The sequence below is a fragment of the Novosphingobium profundi genome (assembly GCF_020524485.1).
Lineage (GTDB): Bacteria > Pseudomonadota > Alphaproteobacteria > Sphingomonadales > Sphingomonadaceae > Novosphingobium > Novosphingobium profundi_A.
On the sequence record NZ_JAIVLF010000003.1, the window covers coordinates 784921 to 808996 of the forward strand.

General features: G+C 59.5%; 16 protein-coding genes, 4 pseudogenes and 1 other annotated feature. Of the genes and pseudogenes, 13 read left to right on the plus strand and 7 right to left on the minus strand.

Features of this window, described 5'->3' with window-relative positions:
* Positions 1–7: 7 nt before the first annotated feature.
* Complete coding sequence (locus LC060_RS09835; protein ID WP_226635031.1) at positions 8–2524, minus strand: TonB-dependent receptor; 2517 nt, start codon at positions 2522–2524, stop codon at positions 8–10.
* Positions 2525–2678: 154 nt separating this feature from the next.
* Between LC060_RS09835 and LC060_RS09840 the strand changes: the two genes are divergently transcribed.
* The 9 genes and pseudogenes from LC060_RS09840 (at position 2679) to LC060_RS09880 (ending at position 12211) form a co-directional block, all read left to right on the plus strand.
* Entirely contained in the window at positions 2679–3710 is a 1032-nt protein-coding gene (locus LC060_RS09840; RefSeq protein ID WP_226635039.1) for a VOC family protein, read from the plus strand.
* Between the two features lie 13 nt (positions 3711–3723).
* On the plus strand, positions 3724–4761 hold the full coding sequence (locus tag LC060_RS09845) for a fumarylacetoacetate hydrolase family protein (RefSeq protein WP_226635041.1): 1038 nt from the start codon (positions 3724–3726) through the stop codon (positions 4759–4761).
* Between the two features lies 1 nt (position 4762).
* Positions 4763–5803, plus strand: a complete 1041-nt coding sequence (locus LC060_RS09850; RefSeq protein ID WP_226635043.1) for an amidohydrolase family protein — start codon at positions 4763–4765, stop codon at positions 5801–5803.
* 20 nt (positions 5804–5823) lie between these two features.
* Positions 5824–6897 (plus strand): aromatic ring-hydroxylating dioxygenase subunit alpha, encoded by a 1074-nt coding sequence (locus LC060_RS09855; protein WP_226635044.1) that lies wholly within the window; start codon positions 5824–5826, stop codon positions 6895–6897.
* Positions 6897–7907, plus strand: coding sequence for an aromatic ring-hydroxylating dioxygenase subunit alpha (locus LC060_RS09860; protein ID WP_226635046.1), 1011 nt, complete (start codon positions 6897–6899; stop codon positions 7905–7907). The genes LC060_RS09855 and LC060_RS09860 overlap by 1 nt, the downstream gene beginning before the upstream one ends.
* An 80-nt stretch (positions 7908–7987) precedes the next feature.
* The gene (locus LC060_RS09865; RefSeq protein WP_319005416.1) at positions 7988–8497 is read left to right on the plus strand and encodes a cytochrome b; all 510 of its coding nucleotides are present in this window, start codon (positions 7988–7990) and stop codon (positions 8495–8497) included.
* A gap of 225 nt (positions 8498–8722) precedes the next feature.
* A pseudogene (locus LC060_RS09870) lies at positions 8723–9942 on the plus strand (IS3 family transposase).
* Positions 9004–9118: a sequence feature (AL1L pseudoknot), on the plus strand. Its footprint overlaps the pseudogene before it by 115 nt.
* 173 nt (positions 9943–10115) lie before the next feature.
* Positions 10116–11051, plus strand: a complete 936-nt coding sequence (locus LC060_RS09875; protein ID WP_226635049.1) for a LysR family transcriptional regulator — start codon at positions 10116–10118, stop codon at positions 11049–11051.
* A gap of 80 nt (positions 11052–11131) precedes the next feature.
* Positions 11132–12211 carry a fumarylacetoacetate hydrolase family protein gene (locus LC060_RS09880; protein ID WP_226635058.1) on the plus strand — a complete coding sequence of 360 codons (1080 nt, stop codon included), beginning with the start codon at positions 11132–11134 and terminating at the stop codon, positions 12209–12211.
* Between the two features lie 195 nt (positions 12212–12406).
* Here LC060_RS09880 and LC060_RS09885 read toward each other — a convergent pair.
* Positions 12407–12868, minus strand: a pseudogene (locus tag LC060_RS09885) (transposase); the annotation flags it as partial.
* A 62-nt stretch (positions 12869–12930) separates the two neighbouring features.
* Here LC060_RS09885 and LC060_RS09890 point away from each other — a divergent pair.
* Positions 12931–13254 (plus strand): annotated as a pseudogene (locus LC060_RS09890) (transposase); the annotation flags it as partial.
* A gap of 86 nt (positions 13255–13340) precedes the next feature.
* On the opposite strand, the gene istB reads toward LC060_RS09890, so the two are convergent.
* Positions 13341–14198, minus strand: coding sequence for an IS21-like element helper ATPase IstB (gene istB / locus LC060_RS09895; protein ID WP_226635060.1), 858 nt, complete (start codon positions 14196–14198; stop codon positions 13341–13343).
* A complete protein-coding gene (istA, locus tag LC060_RS09900; RefSeq protein WP_413465104.1) occupies positions 14195–15736 on the minus strand; it encodes an IS21 family transposase in 1542 nt (513 codons plus the stop codon). Before istA ends, istB begins: the two co-directional genes overlap by 4 nt.
* 163 nt (positions 15737–15899) lie before the next feature.
* On the opposite strand from istA, the pseudogene LC060_RS09905 reads away from it, so the two are divergent.
* The 3 genes and pseudogenes from LC060_RS09905 to LC060_RS09915 all read left to right on the plus strand — a co-directional run.
* Positions 15900–16494, plus strand: a pseudogene (locus LC060_RS09905) (IS5 family transposase); the annotation flags it as partial.
* Between the two features lie 126 nt (positions 16495–16620).
* Complete coding sequence (locus LC060_RS09910; protein WP_226635062.1) at positions 16621–17079, plus strand: helix-turn-helix domain-containing protein; 459 nt, start codon at positions 16621–16623, stop codon at positions 17077–17079.
* A 3-nt stretch (positions 17080–17082) separates the two neighbouring features.
* Positions 17083–17673, plus strand: coding sequence for a PIN domain-containing protein (locus LC060_RS09915; protein ID WP_226635064.1), 591 nt, complete (start codon positions 17083–17085; stop codon positions 17671–17673).
* Between the two features lie 705 nt (positions 17674–18378).
* Here LC060_RS09915 and LC060_RS09920 read toward each other — a convergent pair.
* From LC060_RS09920 to LC060_RS09930, 3 genes are all read right to left on the minus strand, one after another.
* Positions 18379–20688 (minus strand): TonB-dependent receptor, encoded by a 2310-nt coding sequence (locus LC060_RS09920; RefSeq protein ID WP_226635066.1) that lies wholly within the window; start codon positions 20686–20688, stop codon positions 18379–18381.
* A gap of 112 nt (positions 20689–20800) precedes the next feature.
* The gene (locus LC060_RS09925) at positions 20801–22789 is read right to left on the minus strand and encodes a glycoside hydrolase family 3 protein (protein ID WP_226635068.1); all 1989 of its coding nucleotides are present in this window, start codon (positions 22787–22789) and stop codon (positions 20801–20803) included.
* Positions 22789–24072 (minus strand): MFS transporter, encoded by a 1284-nt coding sequence (locus LC060_RS09930; RefSeq protein ID WP_226635070.1) that lies wholly within the window; start codon positions 24070–24072, stop codon positions 22789–22791. The genes LC060_RS09925 and LC060_RS09930 overlap by 1 nt, the downstream gene beginning before the upstream one ends.
* Positions 24073–24076 lie beyond the last annotated feature (4 nt).

The window sequence follows — 24076 nt, forward strand, 5'->3', positions numbered from 1 at the left end:
GCGCCCTTTAGAATTCGTAACCGACACGGATGCCGTAGGTGCGCGGCGGTTCGTATGCAGATGAAGTCACATTGCCTGCGCCTGGCTGATAGGTCGAAGGAACGGCCACATTGGTTAGATTCCGCATGAAGAACGTGACATTAAGCGGGACGACTTCTGGCTCGAACCCGATCGAAGCATCCAATGTCAGGTCGTCGCCGCTGTTCCCGGTCGGCAGATAATTGAAGCCGATCGGACGGTCGGTACGATAGCGGCCGCTGAGGGCTGCGACGAGTTCGCCGCCGTCGAGATAAATCGTTTGCTCTACACCCAAATTGAGCGTCCACTTCGGCGCATAGAGTGCCTGCTTGCCCGAACAATCGATATCGAATGAACGGATCGGGTCGAACTGCTGTGTATATGCGCAGCCAGTGACGGGGGTCAGGAAATTTGGCGGATCGGTTTCATCCGAAAGGTCGACCTGATTAAATTTGAATGAATCATACTTTGCATCGAGATATTGAACGCCGCCGCTTATCAAAGTGGTAGGAGTGGCGAGAACCTGAAAGTCTATCTCGACACCCTTGATCGACGAGGCACCGACATTGCGGGTATAAAACGAGTTTCTACCTATCGCGTCGACGCCCAGCGCGGCAAGTTGCTGATCTTTATAATTCCAGTAGAATGCCTCAAGGTTGAGTTGAACCTTATTATCGAAGAAATTGTTCTTCAATCCGAACGTCCATGCATCGATGGTTTCCGGATCATATTCCTCCTGGCCCAACGTGATCTGGAAGCCCCCCGACCTGTAGCCGGTCTCGAAGCTCGCATAGACCAAGTTGTCCACCGTCAGATCATATTCGACGGCTGCGCGATAGGTGATCTTGCTGTCGCTTTTCGAACGATTGATCGTGGTCGGCGAAATCGCCAGAATGGCCTGTGGTCCCATTGCGCCAAAAGGACCATATGGCCAGGCCCCATATGGGTTTGGTGCATCAAGTGGGCTCCCCCCTGGGAAGATGCCGGGCGGCAATGCCGCCAGCGTATCTTCCAGCGTCAAACCGACCGGTAAGGTCGGAACCTGCGGACAGCTAGGCGGACCGAATACCGGTTCGATCAGACAGACGCCGGCAGTCGAGGTCTGCTCACCGACCATGGACCGTTTGTCATGAGTGTATCTGATGCCGCCGACTAGACGAAGGGCATCGGTCAAGCTGAATGTGGCGCGGGCGAAGCCGGCTGCCGATTTCGTATTTGAATCGAAACTATTATGATTTACATTTGAGAACTGGTTAAAAGAATTAACGCCTTTAACGGTTTCATCAAAGTAATATGCGCCAACAATCCAGTCGAGCGGCCCTGTTTGCCCAGAGAGGCGTGCCTCTAGGCTATATTGTTTGGCTACGTCCTGATTGATCGCCGCTCTAAACGGCGGCCCGTTGAACTGGTTATCAAGCTCAGAGCGGCGGTAGGCCGGGACGATCACAAGATCAACTCCGCCGAGATCGACATTGACTTCTGCATTTACGCCATAGAATTCGTCGTCGCGGAATGGATAGGCATAGTCGGATAATGGAGAATAGAGCGGTGCCGCGATCGCATTATTCTCGATGAATTCGAGGGTTTGCGGCGCATGTAGCCCCGTAAAGGGGCGCGACACATTGTCGGGCGCGGGCACGAACGTCCAATTGGGGATGGTCGAATTCGGATTGAACGGTGTAAAGGCGTAAAGCCCGTCAATATTGACGCCGGGGCCAGTGCCTTTCTGCGTCGAGTAATCTCCCGACAGCCTCACATTTACGGCGTCCGACAGCTGGGCATAAATCTGCCCACGTAGGGCAAGATCCTTCGCGGAACTGGTGCCATCGGAATAGTAGCCATCACGATCACTAACAGTTCCAGCGAGCCGGATTGCCACCCGGTCGCCAACCGGCGCGTTGACAACACCGGTCAGTTCCCATGCGTTATAATTTCCGTACTGAGCGCGCAGCGTACCCTCGGCCGCACCCAACTTCGGCGTGTTGGGAATGACATTGATGGCGCCTCCCGTTGCGTTCCGTCCGTATAGCGTGCCTTGCGGCCCCTTCAAAACTTCGACGCGACTGACATCGAGGAATGACGCAATTGTCGAGGACGGGCGACCAACATAGACGCCATCGATATTGAAAGCGATTGCGGGGCTGGTGTAGCCGTTGTTGGTAAAATTGCCGACACCGCGCACAAAGTACCCGGAATTCGCGCCGCCTCCTGTCGAGACATAGAGCGCAGGCGCAATCTTGTTGAGTTGCGATGCATCGGCCACACCCGCTGCAATCAGATCGTCGCCGCTGACTGCATTGATCGCAATCGCTGCGTCCTGAAGCGTTTCTGCACGGCGCTGAGCCGTTACCACGATAACATCGAGTTGATTGAGCGAATGCTGCCGAACGTTAGAAATGGCATTGCCACTTTCAGCTTCATCTTGAAGATCAGCCTCTTGGGCGTAAGCCCCCTGATTGCACATTGCCAAAATCGATGCCGAACTTGCGAAAACAAGCGCTCTCATAGCTACTCTCCCACCCATGACCGTTGTTTTCGGTCTTGGATTAGAGATTTTCAATCTAAGTTGAATCCGTCCAATTCATTCTTACCCCAACATCCATAAGTACGGTTTATGCGTCGCAGTGCGGACAGCATCTCATAGATGAATCTTATGGGTAATGACGATTCAATCTATTTCCCAATTCGACATTCTGCCTTCATCCCGAATGGAACGAATAGGCGAATACGCCGAAAGCAGATTTGCATGGGAGAAGCTGAACATGCGGCTCAAGGCCATTCATCATGTCGAGTTCACAGTCCGTAATTTAGACAAGCTTGAGAATTTTGCCAAAGACTTCGGACTGGTTGCCGTTGAACGCTCTGACGAGCGCCTGATCATGCGAACCAGGGGCGGCGATAGCTATTGCTATGTCGCTAACAAGGGAGATGGTAACCGCCTTCTGGCAGTCGGCTTCGAGGTCGAGGATGAAACGTCTCTCGACGAAGCTATCCAGCGGCACGGTGCACGCGATTTGGGAGCAATGCCTTTCGGCGGCGGTCGCGGGGTCGCCCTGAGCGATCCGGATGGAAATGAAATTGTCCTGATGTACGGCGTGAAACGTCGCAAAAGCGAGGCTTCCTATCCCGAACTTCTGATCAATACTCCGTTTCAAAAGCAACGCTTCGGTCACAGCCAGTATCCGCGAGAGACTGGGCCCGCCCAGCTTTGGCGGCTTGGCCATGTCGGCCTATTCGTCAAAAGCTTTGCTGCGACGGCAAAATGGTATGGCGATGTCCTTGGCCTAATCGGCAGCGACATCTATCATATCCCTGGCCAGCCACAGGTACAGATCGTCGGTTTCTTCCGGCTCGACCGGGGCGATGAATATGTCGACCACCATGCTCTTGCTTTCATGCAGGATGATCGCGGTGGGTGTCACCATATCTCATTCGAAGCACAGGATTTCGAGGCACAGAACCGAACGCACCGCTATCTGGCACGCAAGGAATATGAATCGATCTGGGGCGTAGGCAGGCACCCGCACGGTAGCCATGTCTTTGACGTCTGGCGCAGTCCTGACGGTGCGCGGTTCGAGACATTCTCGGATACTGACCTGTTCCGTGCATCCGACGGAACGAACTACCACGACATCTCGACCATCACCCTCGACGAATGGGTCGATGATGGTCCGGAACGCTATTTCGCATAAGGAACTGCATGCCATGTCAGAATTCAACGACATTACCGGTTTGGCAACGGGTGCCTTTGCCATCGGGACGTATGCGAGCAAAGGCGGCAAGCCATTCCCGGCGCTGGTCCTGTCCGAAGGCAGTGTGATCGATCTCTCCGGCCGGTGGTACAACACCCATGCGATTTTCGACGATTGGGAGAGGAACTTCGACACGCTCGTCGACATCGCCGAGCATGACAAGGGCAGCGAGCTGCAGTTCACCGAACTGACTGCCCTGCCGTGCGTCTCGCACCCCAATATGCTGTTTGCCGGTTCGAACTATCGTCAGCATGTCGCCGAGATGATGACGCACAACAAGTTCAATCAGCATGCGCGCAAGCCGGGCGAAACCGACGAGGAATTCTTCCAGCGGAACCTGACCGAAGTCGACCGGCGCGCGCGCGACGGCATGCCGTTCTTCTGGACGGGTCTGCATTCGGCCCTGTGCGGCGCGAACGACGACATCCCTCTCCCCCTCATCGGCGAACATCCCGATTGGGAGATGGAACTGGGCGTCATCGTCGGCAAGACTGGTCGCTACGTAAAGCCCGAAGACGCAGGCGATCTGATCGCGGGTTATGTCGCGGTGAACGATTTGGGGACGGTAGATGAATTCCGCCGCACCGACGTGAGGTTTCAGTTCGACTGGCTCAGCAAGAACCAGCCCAATTTCAAGGTTCTTGGCCCCTTCATCGTTCCCAAGCAATTCGTACAGTTCGACCAGATCCGCATCGAGTTGAAGGTCGAGGGCGAAGTCATGCAGGACTGGCCGGTTACCGACATGATCTTCACGCCGGAACAGATATTGTCCTACGCTTCGGAACGTATCCGACTGGTTCCCGGCGACCTCCTGAGCACCGGCTCTCCTCCAGGCAATGGTGCCTTTCATGGCAATCGCTGGCTGCGTCCGGGCGACATCATGGAAGGATCGCTGACCGGCCTTGGGCACCAGCGGAACCGCATCGTCGCCGAAGATACGGGCGGCAAAGAGTGGAACTGGGGCCCGTTCCCGGTCGCGGGAACCGCATGACATGAACAGTTCCGCGCACGATCCGATAGTTGTCCGCCAGAAAGGCAAACACCTTGTGGTGGACATTCACGCCCATCTGAACGTCGCGGCGGCAGAGGCAGCCATTCGCGCCGCAATCCCGGATCTTCCGCGCGGCCTGCCCTTTTCCTGTCCGGCTTCGGACAATGTCAATGCGCGCATGTTTAAGGAGATCGGACCAAAGCTGAACGGGGTAGAACTGCGCCTTGCCGACATGGACCGGCAGGGGGTCGATGTGCAGGCGATCAGTCCGAACCCGGGGCAATATTACTATTTCGCGCCGCCCGAGCTAGGCCGCGATCTGGCCCGTGCAATCAATGACGGGATCGCGGATGCCGTGGGCAGCGTGCCCGACCGACTGGTGGGCATGGGCACGCTCCCCTTGCAGGACTGCACCATGGCGATCGAGGAAATGCGCCGATGTGTCAAAGACCTTGGTATGCGAGGGATCGAAATCGGGACCAGCGCGGCGGGCCGCGAGCTTGCCGATCCATCGCTGCGCCCGTTCTTCGCCGCGGCCGAGGAGCTGGGCATCCTGCTTTTCATCCATCCGCTGGGCTTCACCCACGGCAACCGGCTGAGCGAGCATTACCTCAACAATATCATCGGCAACCCGCTCGAATCCTCGATCGCCCTTAGCCATCTGATATTTGGCGGCGTCCTCGACGATCACCCGGGGCTGAAGCTGTGCGTTGCGCATGGCGGCGGCTATCTCCCCTCCTATTGGGGGCGGATGGACCATGCCTATCGTGAGCGTCCCGATTGCCGTCAGAACATCTCGCGCGAACCGTCAAGCTATCTGCGGGATATATGGCTCGACACGCTGGTGTTCGACCAGACGCAACTGGCCGCGCTGGTTCACAGCCACGGCAGCGGCCGGCTTTGCATGGGGACCGATTATCCCTTCGACATGGGCGAACCGGACCCTGTCGGATTCCATTCCCGCCTTGGCGACGAAGACCGTATCAGAATACTGGGCCAAAATGCCACCGAACTACTGGGGCTGAGCCCGATACAAAAATAAGATCATCGGAGAGAGAGGATATGTACCCATTTACGACCGATACGGGGATTGTCCGCAATCGCTGGTATATGGCCGGTTTCTCCAGCGAGATCACGCGCCAGCCAATGGAGCGGACGATCCTTGGCAAACCCGTCGCGCTCTATCGCAAGGAGGACGGGACGCCGGTTGCCATGTACGGCCTGTGTCCGCATCGCTATTTCCCTCTCGCCAAGGGCAGGGTGCGGGGTGATGCTCTCGTCTGCGGCTATCACGGTTTTGCATTCGATGCAGACGGCAAGTGCATCGAAGTGCCCTCGCAGAATACCGGATCGGGCTTTTGCCAGCCGACCTATCCGATCGAAGAGCGCGGGCCGCTGTGCTGGATCTGGATGGGCGATGGCGACCGTTGCGATCCGGCGCTGATCCCTCCGTACAGCGATTTCGGGCTAGAACAGGAAGGATGGCGCTATAGCTCTGAAAACTACTTCCATCTCAAGGGCCGTTCCCAACTCCTGGTCGACAATCTTCTCGATCTGACTCACCTTCCCTATGTGCATCACCACATTGGCGGCGGTGGTGTCATGGCCAGTCCGAAGCTGGAGGAGAGCGAGGGCGCCAGCCTCTATCAGGTGCTTCGTCGCAGCAAGATGCCATGGGATCCATTCCTAGAACTTCTGTTTGGCAAGGAGGCTGCATACGAGGGTCTGGCCGATTTCAGGATCGTGTCCGACTTCTATGGCCCGGAACTGATCCGCACGAGCATGCCGGTCATAACGACCGGGGCTGAAAATAGCGAAAATCCTAGTGAACTTGGCGCATTGTGGATCATGCACGCGATTACGCCGGAAACGGAACATTCCACCCATTATTTCGGCTTCGCGGTCCGCAATTTCCGCCATGACAGTGCGGAACTCGACGAATTCCAGCGGCAGTCGGATATCAAGATCCGCCAACAGGACGTCGATGCCATCGAAGCGGTAGAGGAGCGACTGGACGCCGCCAGTGCCGTGCAACGCGAACTGCTGGTCAAATCCGACGGGCCTGCGGTGAAGGTCAGGCGCAAGATTCAGGCGATGCTGGATGCCGAGGCTGCACCGATCATGGAGAATGCGTGATGTTTGTACGCAACGCATGGTATGCCGCGGCCTGGTCGCACGAGCTGGGCGATGGTCAGCTTGCCCGGACCATATTGACAGAGCCGGTCGTCCTGTTTCGGACATCCGATGGCGTGGCTCATGCGTTGCACGATGCCTGCCCGCACCGCTTCGCCCCGCTTAGCATGGGCAAACACAAGGGCGATCGCATCGCCTGCGCCTATCACGGCCTTGAATTCGACGGTTCGGGCCGTTGCATTCACAATCCGCACGGCAAAGGCGCCATACCCGCCAGCCTCTCCGTGCGGGCCTATCCGGTCGTTGAGCGCTATGACATGGTCTGGGTCTGGCCGGGCGACATAAATCAGGCCGATCCCGCGCAACTGCCGCAAATCCCTCGACTGGAAGACGACGCGTTTTCTTGGGTACACGGCAGGCTTCATGTCGAGGCCGACTACCAGTTGGTAATCGACAATCTGCTCGACCTGACGCATGTGGAATTCATGCACCCCATGCTCGCGTCCGAGGGGAACGCGGCCCGGACGAAGTTCCGCTGCGAGCAGGAGGGCGACATCGTCAGGGCATTCTATGACGTCAGCGACGAGCCTATCACGGGACTGTTCCAGATATTGTGGGAGAACAACCGAAAATCCGCCGATCTGCATGCTTACATGCACTGGCACGCACCCAGTATCCTCTACCTCGATACCGGCATGGTCAGTAACGAGGAGGACGGCGGGCCAAAAATTCCGACCGTCCATTTCCTGACCCCTGAGACTGCGGAGACCACGCATTATTTCTGGGCAGCCGGGCGCAATCGCGGCCACGGGAATGAACAGGTTTCCAGCATGCTGCAGTTCGCAACGCAGAATGCGTTCGAGACCGAAGATGAGCCAATGATCCGGGCGGTGCGATCGCGAATGCATTCCAATGATTTGTTCGCGCACAAGCCCGCCTTGCTACCGATGGATGAGGCCGGTGTCCGTGCCCGCCGCATTCTTGAACAGCGCGTGACGGCTGAACAATCATAGCGACGCCGCTTACGCACCGGGCTTATCGATAGGGGCCAGTTCATATGCAAATTCGGAACAATAGGGACCAATTCGGGACGGTGAGCATCATCCTTCACTGGCTTGGTGCGATTGCGATCATTGCGATGTTAGTAACCGCAGCAGGAGTGTTCCTCGCTCCGAACGACGAGATTGCGGGCGCAAGGATCGAGTTTCATGCATCCACGGGGATGCTTCTATATGTCCTTATTGCCATCCGAATCTTATGGTCATGGTTTGAGACGAAGCCTAATCCGTTGCAGCCAGACAGAAAGCTGACCGTCGTCATCCGCATTGTCCATTCAGCGCTCTTGCTGCTGATTGCCCTCCAATTAATTACGGGACCGTTGGACGTGTGGAGCGGTGGCTGGCCTGTCTCCGCCTTTGGCATCTACACATTCGCTTCGCCATTTGACGGCCCGCGACCGTGGCATAACTTGATCGGTGATGTGCACAGCTTCACGGGACTTGCCATTGCCAGCCTTGTTACCGTCCATATACTGGCGGCGTTCAAGCATCACTTCATAAATCGGGACCGAACGCTACCAAGAATGCTTGGCAAGAGCAAATAGAAGAAGCATAAATAATTGAGAATTAATAACATCATTTTGATTTTCGCTGCGAGCCCATTTCGAAAGTTCTCCTCGCGCTGAACCGCCCAAATGCCCTGTTCGCCGGTTCCGACGAAGGCAGCGACAACGGCAAGCTCTCCGGCTTCGACCCGCACACCTGGATGACCGATACTGAAGCGCCCCGGGTTTTCCGGAGGCTCCGATTTATGAGAAGGAGCTTTCGTGATGAGCAGAACCCGGAACAAGTTTTCACCTGAGATCCGCGATCGTGCAGTGCGTATGGTTGGCGAACATCGCGCCGATTACGGTTCGGAGTGGGAGGCGATGTCTTCGATTGCCGCCAAGATTGGCTGCACGGCCGAGACGCTGCGCCGCTGGTGCCGCGAGGAGGCGAGCCGACGAGCGGGGCCAGCGGCGCTTGCCGCCGATGAGAAGGCCAGGATCAAGGCTCTCGAACGTGAAGTGAAGGAACTGCGCCGGGCCAACGAGATCCTCCGCAAGGCGTCTGCATATTTTGCGATGGCGGAGCTCGACCGCCGCGAGAGATGATGATGGCGTTCATAGACGCCCATCGCCAGGACCTGGGTATCGAGCCGATCTGCCGAGAGCTGGCAGTCGCCCCGTCCTCCTATCACGAACATGCTGCACGCCTGCTTGATCCGTCCAGGCGACCCGAGCGTGCGCGTCGGGACGAAGAGATCTGTCGTCAGATCAAACGCGTCTACGAGGACAGCCACAGCCTCTACGGGGCGCGCAAGGTCTGGCATCAGCTACGCCGCGAAGGCATCGCAGTTGCCAAGTGCACCGTCGAGCGCCTCATGCGCAGTATGGGGCTCGCTGGCATACGGCGAGGCAAGAAGACCGTGACCACCATCAGCGATCCCAAGGCGCCATGCCCACTGGACAAGGTCAATCGGGAGTTCCGCGTCTCGCGGCCCAATGCCTTATGGGTGGTCGATTTTACGTACGTCCACACCTGGGTCGGCTTCGTCTATGTCGCCTTCGTGATCGATGCTTATGCGCGACGGATCGTGGGCTGGAAGGTCAGCACGTCGGCCACCGCCGGCTTCGTCCTCGATGCTCTGGAGCAAGCTATCCATGCCCGCAGGCCCGGCCCGGACGATGGTCTGATCCATCACAGCGACAGGGGCGTTCAATATCTTGCCATGAACTACACACAGCGCCTCGCCGAAGCCAATCTCGTTCCCTCGGTCGGGAGCGTGGGCGGCTCCTATGACAACGCCTTGGCCGAGACGATCAACGGTCTCTACAAGGCCGAGGTCATCTGGCGCCAGCGTTCCTGACCCAGCCTATCCGCAGTGGAAATGGCGACGTTGCGCTGGGTCGATTGGTTCAACAACCACCGCCTCTTCGGCCCTATCGGCTACATCCCACCGGCTGAGGCAGAAGCGAAATACTATGCGGCCCTCGATATGGTCGCCTGAGTCAAACCAAACTGCCTCCGGAAAACCCAGGGCGCTTCAACTTACCGTGAATCATGACGTGCTGGTATTGCTCAACAACCTTTGGATCGGGCTATGAGAAGTGGGAGAGTCAGGACTATTGAGTTTGCAGGTGGACTGCAGCATTCCTATCGCCATAAATTATGGGATGATGGATGATGCGCTTCGACAAGCTCGACCTCAATTTGCTGGTGGCTCTTGACGCACTTATCAGTGAGAGGAGCGTGACAGGTGCCTCGAAGCAATTGTGTCTAAGCCAGCCTGCGGTGACTTCGTCACTGAACAGGTTGCGAGAATATTTTGAAGACGATCTTCTCGTACTTGAAGGTCGTCAAATGCGACTAACATACAGGGCCGAACAACTGGCCGAACCTGTTAAGCAGACTCTTGCCCTTATTCGAAGCGAGATAACGCAACCGCGGGAATTCAATCCCGCGACCTCGAACCGTAAATTCGTGATTATCTCATCTGATTACATGCAAACAGTACTTTTGGCTGACGTTATTTCTGAAGTCGCCCGCGAGGCGCCAAAAGTAATCGTCGAAGTTGTCCGCCCCAGCAGCGATTCAGAAGAACGTTTTGAAAGATCAGAAATTGATATATCCATAACCGTAAAGCACTTCCTGCTTGAAAAGCACCCCGCCGCATCGCTCTTTAAAGATGAGCATGTATTAGTAACATGGAATGAATCAAAATACGGAAATATAATCACAAGAGATCAATTTTTAGAGGCCGGGCATGTGGCCGCTACTTTTGGTCGAGACAGGCGTCCGGCGTTATCCGAAATCTCCTTGCAAGATCTACGAGAGCAAAGGCGCGTTGAACTGTTGGTGCCCAGCTTTTCAGCTTTAGCCCAATCAGTCGTAGGGACCGATAGAATTGCCTTGATGCACCGTAAGCTGGCAGAGCACTTTCGCCCGCTCTATGCAATCCGGCTTCACCCAGTGCCCATGCCGATCGCCCCCATCGAAGAAGTTTTGCAATGGCATCGCCTCAGGACGCGAGACGCCGGCCTGCAATGGCTTAAGAACCTTATCATTGCTCGCAGTGAGGCCACATTCAACCAACGCATAGACAGGAGTAATGAGTAGGACGAATTCTTTCTATTGGATCGATAGGAAGACCTCTGCAAGTCTACGCCTGAACACAGCGTCCGGGTGGAGTGTCCTGAATGTCGAAATCTACCGTGCATGATCTCAAGATCGCGCCTGCCATTAAGCTGAAAGACGTCAATGCTGCCACGGGGTTGGTTGCGGGTAGCTTCGGAATCGGCACATATCGAACTAATGGCAGGACCTTCCCGGGTCTAGTGCAACCTGATGGCGCCACTTACGATCTTTCGGCCCATTATCCCGACACGCTTGCCGTATTCGAGGATTGGGACAGAGCTCTCGATCTACTCGCAGACATTGCTGCGAAAAATAGCGGGACTGACCTGGCGCTCAGGGACCTGGAATGCCTTCCGCCGGTGGCAAGACCGAACATGTTGTGCACAGGATCGAATTACCGGCAGCATGTAGCCGAGATGATGACTTACAACAAGTTCAATCAGGACAAGCGTTTACCTCGAGAGAGCGACGAGTCCTTCTTCCAGCGCAACCTTGCCGAGGTTGATCGCCGTGCCCGCGAGGGAATGCCCTTCTTCTGGACTGGCCTGCACAGCGCTCTATGCGGCGCGAACGATGACGTTCCCTTGCCGCTCGTTGGTGCCCATCATGATTGGGAGCTGGAGTTCGCAGCTGTCGTGGCCCGAACCGGTCGATATATTCGTCCGGAAGATGCCGATCAGCTGATTGCCGGATATGTCATGGTCAATGATCTCGGCACGGTCGATGAATTTCGCCGCGCCGATGTGCGGTGGGGGCATGACTGGGTCAGCAAGCATCAGCCCAACTTCAAGCCCGCAGGTCCGTTCATCGTGCCCAAGCAGTTTGTCGATCGGGCCAAGGTCCAGATCACAATGAAACTGAACGGCGAGGTCATGCAGGACTGGCCAATCAGCGACATGATTTTTCAGCCTGAACAGATCCTCTCTTACGCATCTGAGCGTATACGGCTCATGCCAGGTGACTTTCTTCTCACTGGATCACCCCCGGGGAACGGCGCCATGCATGGCGGCCGTTGGATGAAACCGGGCGATGTTCTCGAAGGCGAGATCACCTATCTAGGTCGTCAAACAAACAACATCGTGGCAGAACAGACGGACGGAGTGCCCACATATGGAAGTTTCATCACAGAGTGGTCAAATTAGGACGTTTCTGGCAGGGGCGCTGCCCACTCTGTAGTCATGCTGTTGATTGCCACTGAGAAGTGACGGAGTGGATGCCCCCTCCCGACGGCATCGAATGTGCCAATGTGATGTTTCCGAACGTCACAGCAGAGGAGCAGGCGTCCTTGGACAGTTTGGCGGCTGAGTTAAGCTCATCCCGGTTGTCGTTCATGTTGCCTATTTGATCATCAGATCATGGGGGGGGGGCATGCCCCCCCCCCCATGATCTGATTGCCCGATCCGCCGATAGGCCTCGACCGAGGTTCTCCCGGCGAGGCCCGAGTGCAGAGGCTGGGTGTTGTAATAAGTGATCCACCGGGCAAGGCCAGCCCGCAGCTCCGAGCCGGTCTCGAAGGCGTGGAGATAGACGCACTCGTACTTCAGGGATCGCCAGAGGCGTTCGATGAAGACGTTGTCCATCCGCCGGCCCCGGCCATCCATGCTGATGCGGACCTCGGCGTCGTGCAGCACGCTGGTGAAGGCGTAGCTGGTAAACTGGCTGCCCTGGTCCGTGTTGAAGATTTCCGGCTTGCCGAACCGGGCCAACGCCTCTTCCAGCGCCGCGACACAGAAGCCGGCGTCCATCGTGTTCGACAGCCGCCAGGCGAGCACCTTGCAAGCCGCCCAGTCCATGATCGCAGCTTTGTTGCGCAAATGCCCGAGGGATTCCGTTCGTGAATCCAGTTGGTTAAGGGGCGGCGATGAGCAAACCGCCCAAGGCCCGCTACCGCACGACAAACTGGAAGTCTTATAACGCAGCGCTGGCGCAGAGAGGTTCGCTTCAGGTCTGGTTTGATCCCGGGATGCAGTGGCTGTCTGCACCCACCGGCAAGCGCGGGCGGCAGCCCGTTTTCTCGGACGCGGCGATCCAGGCCTGCCTGACACTAAAGGGCGTGTTCAAGCTTCCCTTGCGCCAGACCATCGGCATGGTCGCCAGCCTTCTCGAGATGGCAGGGCTTGATTGGCCAGTGCCGGATTTCAGCACCCTGAGCCGAAGGCAGAAGACCTTGCTTGTCGAGATCCCCTGCCTGTAGCGCGACAAACAGGATGAGAATTGCGCGTCAATCAGGATGAGAATGTGATTGTCGCGGCGCGTCATTCAGTGCCGATTTTAATTGTCGCTGGCAAGGACCTCGTTCTCATCCTGATTGTCGCGGATGGTCTCGAGGACTTTCGGAGTGGTGTAGGCGGCAGGACGTCCAGCCCCGGTGCGGCGGGCCTGAGCCGTGCGCCGGCGATAACTTTCGACGTTCATCTCGAAGATCGTGGCGTGATGCACGAGCCTGTCGACCGCAGCGAGCGTCATTGCCGGGTCCGGGAAGACGCGGTTCCATTCGCCAAAGGGCTGGTTGGCGGTGATGAGCAGGGATCTGCGCTCGTATCGAGCACTAATCAGTTCGAAGAGGACGGAGGTCTCCGCCTGATCGCGTGAAACGTAGGCAAAGTCGTCGAGAATGAGCAGATGATATTTGTCGAGCTTGGCGATTGCGGATTCCAGCGTCAGTTCGCGGCGAGTGACCTGCAGACGCTGGACGAGGTCAGAGGTGCGGGTGAACAGTGCTCGCCAGCCATTTTCCACCAATGCCAGGCCGATCGCCGCCGCCAGATGGCTTTTGCCGCCGCCTGGCGGGCCGAACAGGATGAGATTGGAACCCTGGTCGAGCCAGCCATCGCCGGCGCACAGAGCCATGACCTGTGCCTTGGAGATCATCGGCACGGCCTCGAAGGCGAAGCAGTCCAACGTCTTGCCCGCCGGCAGATGGGCTTCAACCAGATGACGCCCGATCCGGCGACGATCGCGTTCGGCGAGTTCGTGTTCGGCGAGAGCTGCAAGGAACCGGCTCGCGGGCCATCCTTCCTTGTCCGCCTGGGCTGCAAAATCTCCCCAGATATGTTTGATGGTTGGCAAGCGCAGTTCATTGAGCATCAGGCCCAGGCGCTGTGCGTCGATCATGGGAGCCGTGCTCATGCCGCTTCTCCCTGTTCGATCAGCCCGTCGTAGATCGAGAGCGAGACCATCTCGACCACAACTTCAGGCAAAGTGGCGGGATCGGGGCTGAAGCGGGCCCGAAGTGCCGACAGGCATGGGGTCCTGCGGATTGCCAGATCCTCCTCCAGGATATGGGCGAGCTCTGCCTCACAGGCGCGCTCGTGGGCCATGGCCAGAAGCTCGACCATGATCCGGCAGGCTTCTTTCTCGCCCACCGCTTCCAGCAAGTGTTCGAACATGAGGCGGTAGGGCGCGCGGGGGAACAGGCTGTCACGATAGACCAGTCCCCGCAGTGCCATCGGCTTGCGGCGCAGGGAATGAATGACATGGCGATAATCGACCACGTGGCCGTGCTTACCGTTCACACCGGCGCGGCCGCGCTGCAGGGTCATGAGCCTTGTGCCGCCGATGATGACATCGAGACGGTCGTCGTAAAGGCGCACGCGCAGGCGATGACCGATCAGGCGCGAGGGGACCGTGTAGAACACCTTGCGCAGGGTGGAACCGCCCGAGGACGTCACTGTCACGAGGACTTCCTCGTAATCGGTAGTCCTTGCGTTCGGGAGGGATTGCAGCGTCTTGCGCTCAGCATCGATGCCGGGACCGTGGCGCCGGTTCCTTGCGGTCACGACTTCGTCGATGAAGCGGCGATAAGCGGCAAGGTCGGTGAAGTCCGTGGTTCCGCGCAGCAACAGCGCGTCCTTCACTGCGGCCTTGATATGGCCGTGGGCGCTCTCGATCGCACCGTTCTCGTGGGCAATGCCTGTGTTGTTGCGCGTCGGCTCCATTCCATAATGGGCGCATAGGGCGTCATAGCGCCTGGTCAGGTCAGCCTTCGTATCGGCGTCCAGATTGCGGAAGGCGGCCGACAGGCTGTCGGTGCGGTGGAGCCTGGGCGCTCCGCCAGCAGACCAGAGCGCATTCTGCAGCCCTTCGGCCAAGGCGACGAAACTCTCGCCGCCCAGAATGACGTGTCCATGTTCAAAGCCGCCGCAAGGTAGGCGGAAGTGATAGAGCAAGTGGTCCAAGGGCGCCCCGGCGATGGCGACCTCCAGATCGTTCATGCACGTAAAATCGGACATGCCGAGCCGCCCCGGCTCATGAACCTGCCTGAAGATGACTTCCCGATCCTGGCCGTTAAGAGCGCGCCAGTCGCGAATACGCCTCTCCAGGGTTCGTCGTGAGCCGAACTCGGTATCCGGGTACCGACGGCGCAGTTCCTCGAAGATCGCGACAGGACGAAGACCCGGAGCGGCCTCCAGCATCGGCACGACAACCTCCTCGAAAATGCCCGATAACGGATCAGGGCGCCGTCGGCCGCGCGGGGCCTGTCGCTGGGAAGGCAGGCGCGCATCCTGCAGCACCCGATAGCCAGTCGCCGGGCTGAAACCGGCCTTCGCCGCTGCCAGGGCGACGGGATCGTTACGTCTGTGGGTCATGAAAAGTCTCACCTGATGATCGTTGATGTGTCGGCCCGCCACACGCCAGGTCCTCCTTCCCAGGAAAACCCAATGCATAGCGGTCGCCACGACCATCACAGGCACCCTTCAAAAGGCGCCTCCAGCGTTGCGGCATCGGCTACGGGCTACGCCCTTCGCCAATCCCGCAACGCTGGATTCTCATCTTGTTTGTCGCGCTTTCTCACCCTGAATGTCGCGCGACACCTGCCAGCCCCGTTCCGGGCCGTTTTACCTGCTGATCGACAGCACGGGCATCAAGGCGGTGGGCGACGGGGAATGGTGCCGACGCAAGCATGGTCCTTCCAAGCGCCGCCAGTGGCGAAAGGTCCACCTGGGCGTGGACGCCGGATCGCTTGAGATCCGCGCCATCGAAGTGACCGGGAGCCGGGTTGGAGATGCGCCCATGCTTCCCGAACTGCTGGAGCAGATACTACCCGACCAAGCGATCGCGACCGTCAGCGCCGATGGTGCTTTTGACACCAAGGGCCTGTCACGAAGCCATTGCCGCACGCGATGCCTGTGCGATCATCCCCGCCCGCAGCAATGCAAAAGCCTGGCCCGGGAGCACACCGGGCGTTGCCGTCCGCAATGAAATCGTTCGCTCAAACCGGCGGTTCGGCAGGCCAATCTGGAAACGCTGGAGCGGCTATCATCAGCGCAGTCTGGTCGAGACGAAAATGCATTGCTTCAAGCTGCTGGGCGAACGCATCATGGCTCGTGACTTTGATCGCCAAGTCGCGGAAATCCAAATCCGCGCCGCCATCCTCAACCGTTTCACCGCACTCGGAAGGCCCCAAACTCAGCGTGTCGCGTGATCGTGGGCCTTCAAAGGCCAACTGCTGCCCTGTGATCGATCTATGCAACAAAGTCCAAAGGAACCAATTTTCGTTGCGTTTATTTCGAATATGCGCTACTGAATTGCTCTACCACGGAGAGTTTCCATGACATTGCCTGCGCATTCCGAGCCGTTTGGCGGCCATATGCCGTCGGCTGATGACCGCCAGATCGCGAACCAGCTTCGTCGCATGCTTGCGGCTCAAAAGTCAGGTGAAGCAACCTTGCGTGTCCACGAACCGGAATCGAAAAGGCCGGTCGAAATTACGCTCACGCCCGCCATGTCTGATCTGTTTTTGGAATTGCTGCGCCATATCGGCAGCGGCAGCGCGGTCACACTCGTGCCAATCCAGGAAATGCTGACGACGCAGCAAGCCGCCGACCTCCTCAATGTGTCACGTCCCTACTTGATCAAGCTGCTTGAGCAGGATGCGATGCCCCACACTCTGGTCGGACGTCATCGCCGTATCCGGGCCGATGACGTGTTTCGCTACAAGGCGCAGCGCGATGATGAACGTTCGCGGGCCCTCGACGAACTCATCAGCGGCGATGCCGACCTGGTCTGACCCGTGTTCGCGAACCGCTACACCGCCCTGATTGATGCCTGTACGCTCGTCAGTGTCTGGCGGCGCAACTTGCTGCTGTCGCTTGCGGAAGCCGAATTTTTCCGCATCCGCTGGTCAGAGCCCATTCTGACCGAGACCAAGGCTGCCCTGATCAAAATGGCACGAGAGCGCGGTCTCGCTGACCCTGAGGCGCGAGGAGTACGAGCGGTAAAGGCCATGCAGACAGCCTTCCCGGAAGCCATAGTGGAAGACTTCACGCTGATTGGCAGCGCTCAGTTTGGCTTGCCCGACCCTGGCGACGAACACGTCATCGCCGCTGCCGTCAAAACGCAAGCCCAGGCCCTCGTGACCGAGAATCTGAAAGATTTTCCGGCTGACATCCTCGGCCAACTCAACATCGAGGCACGAAGTGCCGACGACTTCATTGCCGACACCATTGCCCTTGAAGAAGGGCGGGCGATCGCTGCCATCCGAAAAATGCGCGAGCGCCTGAAGCGACCTGAAATGTCCCCTGAAGATTTTTTACGGGCCTTGGAAGCCAACGGCCTGCTCGAAACAGCTTCCGTCATCACGCACCACCTCGGCTCGATTTGAGGGCTCGTTTCCAACATCTTCGACCCTAGTTGGCCGTTCAGACGCAGCGTCATGCTTCTTCGGAGTCGACAGCCCGCTATGGTTGCGTCCTCGATTATCAGAGTTTGCCAGTAGAGGAGGCCGGCGCTCAAAACACGAAACGGCGCACCTGCGTCGTGAGGTAAAGATGGTGAGCGCCCTCAAGGTCGCTGGTATGATTGTGCTCACCATCCTCAATCGCGCGCCTGATAGAAAACGCTTTCAACGTCAACATTGAATCGAAGCTCCGACCCTTGTGAGATGCTCTGCCGCCGACATCCTCTCCCCTGGAGCAGGCAGACCGCAAACGAAAACCAGACCGGACCCTAGCTAGACGCCTTATGCCCCTCGAGGCGCCGCCTCGATCGCTGTGGATTGGCACTGAAGAGTGACCCATGTTTCCCTCTCTTCCGGCTGCCACTTGGAGCGTCTTGGTCTCGATCGACATCTGAGCTGGCCTCACGGCCTATCCCGGCGCGCGGCGCAAAGCTTCCCTGAAGTGCTAGACCCGGTGCGATGTTCGAGATCGCCAGAAGGAGGTCGCATTTTCGGACGATTTCCAGGCGTTACTAGAACCGGGAGGCCGCTTGGGATGAGCCGCCTACCCGTCGTTGGCATCTTCGCCCAACGGCCCCACACCACTCCAGCCAGAAGGGTGTGGGGCCGGGACGAAGCCGGCTCCCTTGATCAGAACGCGTAGTCGAGCCGCACGCCGACGGTGCGGGCGCCTTCGCCTGAGAAGTACTGCTGGTAGCTTCCCGCCGGTGCGAAGGTCATCGTGTGAATGCGCGCCACGAACTGTTTATCGAACAGGTTGCGCGCATAGACCGAGAGCTTGATCGAGCCATCATCGTTGCCCACGCCCAGGTTCGCATTGACCAGGCCATAGCCATCGACCCGCGAATTGGGGTTGCCCGCCTGGCCGAAGGTGGAGGAGCGGTAGTAGTAGTTCGCGTTGGCGAAGAGGCGCAGGTTATCGGTCAGAAGCGGAGTGTATGCCCCGGTGATGTTCAGCGTGGTGTCAGGTGCGTGGATCGAGGGGAAACCGTCCACATTCATGCCCGTGCCGCCCAGCGCGCCGCACTCACCGATCCCGGCGTTGTCGACCACGGGCTGACCCGAGTAGCACGGGGCGATGAAGTCCTCGTACTCGGTCGGCGCGTAGGAGATGTTACCAGCAAGACGCAAGTCAGGCGTGGGTTGCAGGGACAGCCCCAGTTCGAAGCCTTTGGTGATCACACCCGGGGCATTCGAAAGCACCGAACGGGCCACGTTGTCATCGCCGATCTCGACCACGGTCGACTGGAAGTTCTTGAACTTCGAATAGAAGGCGGTGGCGTTGACCGTCAGCAGACGGTCGAGGAGCTGGGCGCGCACGCCCGCCTCGAAGCTGTCGACTGTTTCCGCATCGACCATCCGCAGCGTACCGCCCGAAGTGCCTACGGCAGGCGCCTTGTAGCCGCGCGCGTAGGTCCCGTAGAACATGAGGTCCGGCGTGGCTTCGTACTTCAGCGTGACCTTGCCCGAAAGGTTGGTCTTCTTGTTACGACCCGACGTGGCCGGTGCGGGCGTACCTTCGAAGTCGTAGCGGATATCCTCGGAGGGGAAGTAGGCGCCGAACACGTTGTCATGGGTAAGGCGCAGGCCACCGGTCAGGGTCAGGCGATCGGTAAAGTGGAAGTTCGCCTCACCAAAAGCGGCATAGCTGCGCATATGCGCTTCGTAGTTCGACATAGCGCCGCTGAAGCTGAAATAGGTGTCTTCCGGGTAGTCACGCCCGCGCTTGCCCGCCGAACGCTCGATCGCGTCGGTCTTCTGGTCCCAGAAGAAGGCGCCCACGACGTAGTCGACGAATCCGCCAAGCGGCGAGTTGACGCGCACTTCCTGGCTGAACTGGTGCGCCCAGAGTTCCGAGTTGTTGATGTCGTAGAAATTGCTCTGGGTGTAGTCCTGGTCAAACCACGATCCGGTGTTCGATTCCGAATAGGCCGTGATCGAGGTGAGCGTGTAGTCACCCAGGTCCAGCTTCATGTTGGCCTGGATGTCCTTCTGCTTGATGAACACCTCGTTGCGGCCGTTCTGGGCGTACTGGTCGTTGTCGGGCCCGGGAACGATGCCGTATTCATCGAGCAGGGCATCGAAGTCCATGTTGAAGTCGGCATCGGGGTTGGTCGGCCAGCCGTTGGACGTGTCGCCGTTGATGTTGCGGATCGTGGCAAGACCGCCGATGCCGCCGTCGGTGTGATCCTGGATCGCGCCGATCACGTAGAGCTCGAAGTTGTCGGTGGGCTGCCACAGCACCTTGCCGCGCAGGGCGTAGTCGCGATAGTCGCCACCGCTTTCCCCGTCATAGAGGTTGGTGAGGTAGCCGTCCTGGCGCTGGTAGACGCCGGTGACGCGCGCGGCCAGCGTGTCGGAGATCGGGATGTTGACGGTGTTATCGATGCGGATCTCGTTGCGCTCACCGTAGCGCAGGCTGCCACTGGTTTCGGCCACGTTGAATTCCGGGCGCTTGGTCTGGACATAGACCACGCCCGCCGAGGCGTTCTTGCCGAACAGCGTGCCCTGCGGGCCCTTCATGACCTCGACGTGGTCGATGTCGCCGAAGGTGTTGAAGCCCAGGCTGCGGGGCTGGCCCTGCACCACATCGTCGATCACCACGCCCACGGCGCGCTCAAGACTGTAGTCGAAGCCCTGCGTACCGATGCCGCGGATCAGGAAGCCGGCACCAAGCTGCACGTTGTAGCTGAGGCCGGGCACCGAATACTGCAATTCGCTGGGCGACTTGTAGCCCGCGTTGGCAAGGTCTTCTGCCGAGATCGCGGTAATCGAGACGGCGGTGTCCTGCAGCGTCGTCTCGCGCCGGGTGCCGGTGACGATGATGTCGCCCGCACGGGCCTCAGGAGCCGACGGAGATGCGCTGTTGCTCTGGGCCAGCGCCCCTGTCGAAATGGCCAGCGACGTGCAGATTGCGAAAATGGAAGCAGATGTTTTCATATTGCCCTCGTGAAGTGTCCCCAGTGGTGGTGCAGCTCCGCCTCAAGCCAGAGCTACATTTCTGTTTTTCTTGTTTTCATTGAACCTCGCCCAAAACTTTACGGGCCGTCGGTCACGGTGTCGGACCGCGGCGCAATTCCATGCCGAACCCTTGCGGATAGAGCGGGTCGACGCTGTCGGACGGCACATCGCCACGCTGCGCGGCCACCGCCGCATCCGAGCGCGGCAATTCCACCGGCAGCTTGCCTTCAGGGCGTGCGCGCCCGGTCACGATGTCGAGGAAGGCCGCGTCGGTGATGCCGTAATTGCCCATCAGTGCGTCCACCATCGGCTGAACCGGGGTCAGCACGGCCGGACGATCAAGATAGACGTCCGCGATGATCGTAATTCCGGCCGCGTGCGCCTTCGCCACGGCCTCGTATCCCGGATCGGCGGGCCCCATGGTCAGGGGGCCCTCATGCGCGGACGAGCCGAAGAAATAGTCCGGATGACTGGTGAAGGGCGCGGCCAGACGCAGCAGCGCAACGTCGGCCTGTTCGGGGGCCTCTACGGGCGTGAAGCCCGCCGAGCGCGCTGCGTCGGCGTCCACGCCCACCAGCCAGGCGCGCCGCGCCGAAGCCGGTGCAAGTGGCAGGATACCGTCCTTGTTCGCCAGCAGCACGACCGAACGATGCTGCGCCTCGAGCGCCAGCGCACGCGCGTCGTCCGTCCCTACCTGCTGTGCCGAGGCTTCGGCATCGACGTAGGCGCTCTCGAACAGACCCAACTGGAACATGACCTTGGCAATACGGCGCGCGGAGCGATCGACGCGGGCCTCGTCCAGCGCGCCGCGGCGCACCAGATCGATCACAACGTCGGTTTCCATCACTCCGCCGAACTGGTCGATCCCCGCTTCGATCCCCTTGGCGAAGCGTTCGGGCACGGTGAGATCCTCGACGCCCCAGGGCATGCCCAGCTTGTCGACATCAAACGTGCCCTTGAGACAGGCCTCGGGGCAGTCCGCAGTGATCAGCCAGTCGCTCATCACGAAGCCTTCGAAACCATGCTGGCCACGCAGGCTTTTGTCCAAAAGTTGCCGGTTGAAACCGACCCCGACCGGCTCGACTGGCGTGCCGTTCACGGTGAGCCCGGGGGCGGGCAGCGAATAGGTCGGCATGACCGCAGCCGAACGCACCTTGAAGGCGCCCTCGAAGGCGGCGAGGTGCTGCGCCAGGGTGGCGTCGGTCAGCTTCATGTACTTGCCGTAAGGATTGTGCGAATCGAGGCCGTCGACTTGTGCGCCATAGCCGCCCCAGTGCTTGACCACCGTCGCGACGCCTCCGCGCTGCAGGCCGTCAGGCCCACCCTGGAACCCTTCGATATAGGCCTGCACCATCGGTGCGACCTGCTCGGGCCGATCCCCGAAGGTGGCGTTGCCCCGAAACCAGCGCGGCTCGGTGAACAGGTCGGCCTGCGGCGAAAGCGCCATGCGAATGCCGATCGCCTTGTACTCGCGCGCGGCAATGCGGGAGAGATCGCGGATGAGATCCAGGTCGCCGATGGCCGAAAGGCCCAGCGCCTCAGGCCAGCGGGTGAAGGCCTTGGGCGCGACGCTGACGCCCAGCACTTCGCGCAAGGTGTTGCGGCTGTCGCTGCTGAAGACGAGCGGCACGCCAAGGCGCGTGCCCTCGGCGATTTCCTGCGCCGCGTTCGTCAGCTGCGCCATCTCCTTCACATCACCGCTCATGCGATGGATGAAGAAGCGGATATCGTCGGCCTCGATAGCCGCGCGCATGCCTTCCACGTCCCAGTTGCCCCGGAAACTGCCATCGGCGGTGGGCGGCGTACCGTGCATCATCAGCCCGGCCTTTTCGCGCAAGGTCATGCGCGCCACCAGATCGCGGGCGCGTTCCTCGGCGGAGAGACGCCAATCCTCGTAAGGCTGGAGGCGCCCATCGCCGGAAAGGTCGTGAAAGCTGTGCCCATCCACCGTGATCGCAGGCTTGCTGCGCGCTGCGATCTCGGGTTGTGAGGAGGAACCATGCGCGGATGCCAGCGCTCCTGTCGCCAGGGCCAGGCTCGACAGCCCGGCGGTCAGCCGCAGGCAGAGACGCGCGGCCATCAGGCGGCCCCTTCCAGTACGGCGCCTTCGGCACCCTCGGCGTCCTCGCTAAAGCCGCGCGGATAGCGGCCCAGCGTGAAATTGATGGCGACGGCGGCCGTCAGGAGGCCAATCGAGAGGTAGATCACGATCTCGTAGTTGCCAAAATGATCGTAAAGCGCCCCGTATGCCGCAGGCGCAAAGCCCGCGCCCATGCCGAAGGCGGCGTACTGCATCCCGTAAAGCTCGCTGAAGTGGCGCTGGCCGAAATAGCGCGCGGTCATGAAGGCGACGAGGTCGAACTCTGCGCCGGCGACCAGCCCTAGCGTGACAACGCTTGCAACCATGATCGAGCCCGTCATTCCCGGATTGGACAGCAGCACCAGTGCGGCCATCGCCGGGATCACGAGAATTGCGCAGACCACCGGCGCCCAGAGCCGGTCGAGCAGGAAACCCGACAGGATGCGACCGCCGGTCACGCTGAGCGCCAGCGCGGCGAGCGCGGACGAGGCCGCCGCGCTCGACACACCGCGGTCCGTCAACAGCGGGAACAGATTGGGCAGCAGTCCCGAGATCCCGAAGGCCAGCATGAGCGAGCCAAGCGCGATCGCCCAGAAGCGGTAGCTGCGCAGGGCTGTGGCCACTTCGAGGCCCGCGTTTTCCGCGGCGCGCGCCGCCGCCGGGCGATCGTCGCCCACATCAGGTTCACGCAGCCAGGCGATGAGAATCGGTACGGCAATCAGCAGCGGCATCGCCGCCAGCCCGACATAGCCCCCACGCCAGCCAAAGCGCTCGATCATGGCGGTGAGGACGAAGGGAAAGACCGCGCCGGCAAGGCCGGTGCAAGCGAGCGAAAGGCCGAGCGCGAGACCTCGTGCCTCGATAAACCAGCCGTTGATGACCTTGAGGTAGGTCATCGGCAAGGTGCCCAGCGCGACGACCGCCATGATGCCCCAGCCAATGTAGAAACCGACAAGCGAGGTCCCGATCAGCGCGATAAGCAGCTGACCCAGGGCCAGCGCGATGGTCGAGGTGATGGCAACCTTGCGCGGGCCGACCTTGTCGACCAGCCGACCGACATAGCGCCCCAGCAGGAGCAGAGCGACGGGCACCAGCATGAGCACGCCCAGGATATCGCCGCGTCCCCAGCCGAATTCGGCTTCCAGCGCCTTGGCCATGATCCCCGAGGAATAGGGCGGGATCGGCGAGAGACCCAGCCCCATGCCAAGGGCAGACGCCACCAGGGGTTTCCAGGCGCGTCTGAATTCGTCGAAACCGCTCGTGCCGGTGCCTTGGCGTGTCATGTCG

Bases quoted from the DNA above. Each gene is read 5' to 3' on its own strand.
- LC060_RS09925 (WP_226635068.1), bottom strand. From the start codon at position 22,789: ATGGCCGCGCGTCTCTGCCTGCGGCTGACCGCCGGGCTGTCGAGCCTG.
- LC060_RS09875 (WP_226635049.1), top strand. From the start codon at position 10,116: ATGATGCGCTTCGACAAGCTCGACCTCAATTTGCTGGTGGCTCTTGAC.
- istA (WP_413465104.1), bottom strand. From the start codon at position 15,736: ATGCATTGGGTTTTCCTGGGAAGGAGGACCTGGCGTGTGGCGGGCCGA.
- LC060_RS09840 (WP_226635039.1), top strand. From the start codon at position 2,679: ATGACGATTCAATCTATTTCCCAATTCGACATTCTGCCTTCATCCCGA.
- LC060_RS09860 (WP_226635046.1), top strand. From the start codon at position 6,897: ATGTTTGTACGCAACGCATGGTATGCCGCGGCCTGGTCGCACGAGCTG.
- LC060_RS09920 (WP_226635066.1), bottom strand. From the start codon at position 20,688: ATGAAAACATCTGCTTCCATTTTCGCAATCTGCACGTCGCTGGCCATT.
- LC060_RS09910 (WP_226635062.1), top strand. From the start codon at position 16,621: ATGACATTGCCTGCGCATTCCGAGCCGTTTGGCGGCCATATGCCGTCG.
- LC060_RS09845 (WP_226635041.1), top strand. From the start codon at position 3,724: ATGTCAGAATTCAACGACATTACCGGTTTGGCAACGGGTGCCTTTGCC.
- LC060_RS09880 (WP_226635058.1), top strand. From the start codon at position 11,132: ATGTCGAAATCTACCGTGCATGATCTCAAGATCGCGCCTGCCATTAAG.
- LC060_RS09930 (WP_226635070.1), bottom strand. From the start codon at position 24,072: ATGACACGCCAAGGCACCGGCACGAGCGGTTTCGACGAATTCAGACGC.
- LC060_RS09835 (WP_226635031.1), bottom strand. From the start codon at position 2,524: ATGAGAGCGCTTGTTTTCGCAAGTTCGGCATCGATTTTGGCAATGTGC.
- LC060_RS09850 (WP_226635043.1), top strand. From the start codon at position 4,763: ATGAACAGTTCCGCGCACGATCCGATAGTTGTCCGCCAGAAAGGCAAA.
- istB (WP_226635060.1), bottom strand. From the start codon at position 14,198: ATGAGCACGGCTCCCATGATCGACGCACAGCGCCTGGGCCTGATGCTC.
- LC060_RS09855 (WP_226635044.1), top strand. From the start codon at position 5,824: ATGTACCCATTTACGACCGATACGGGGATTGTCCGCAATCGCTGGTAT.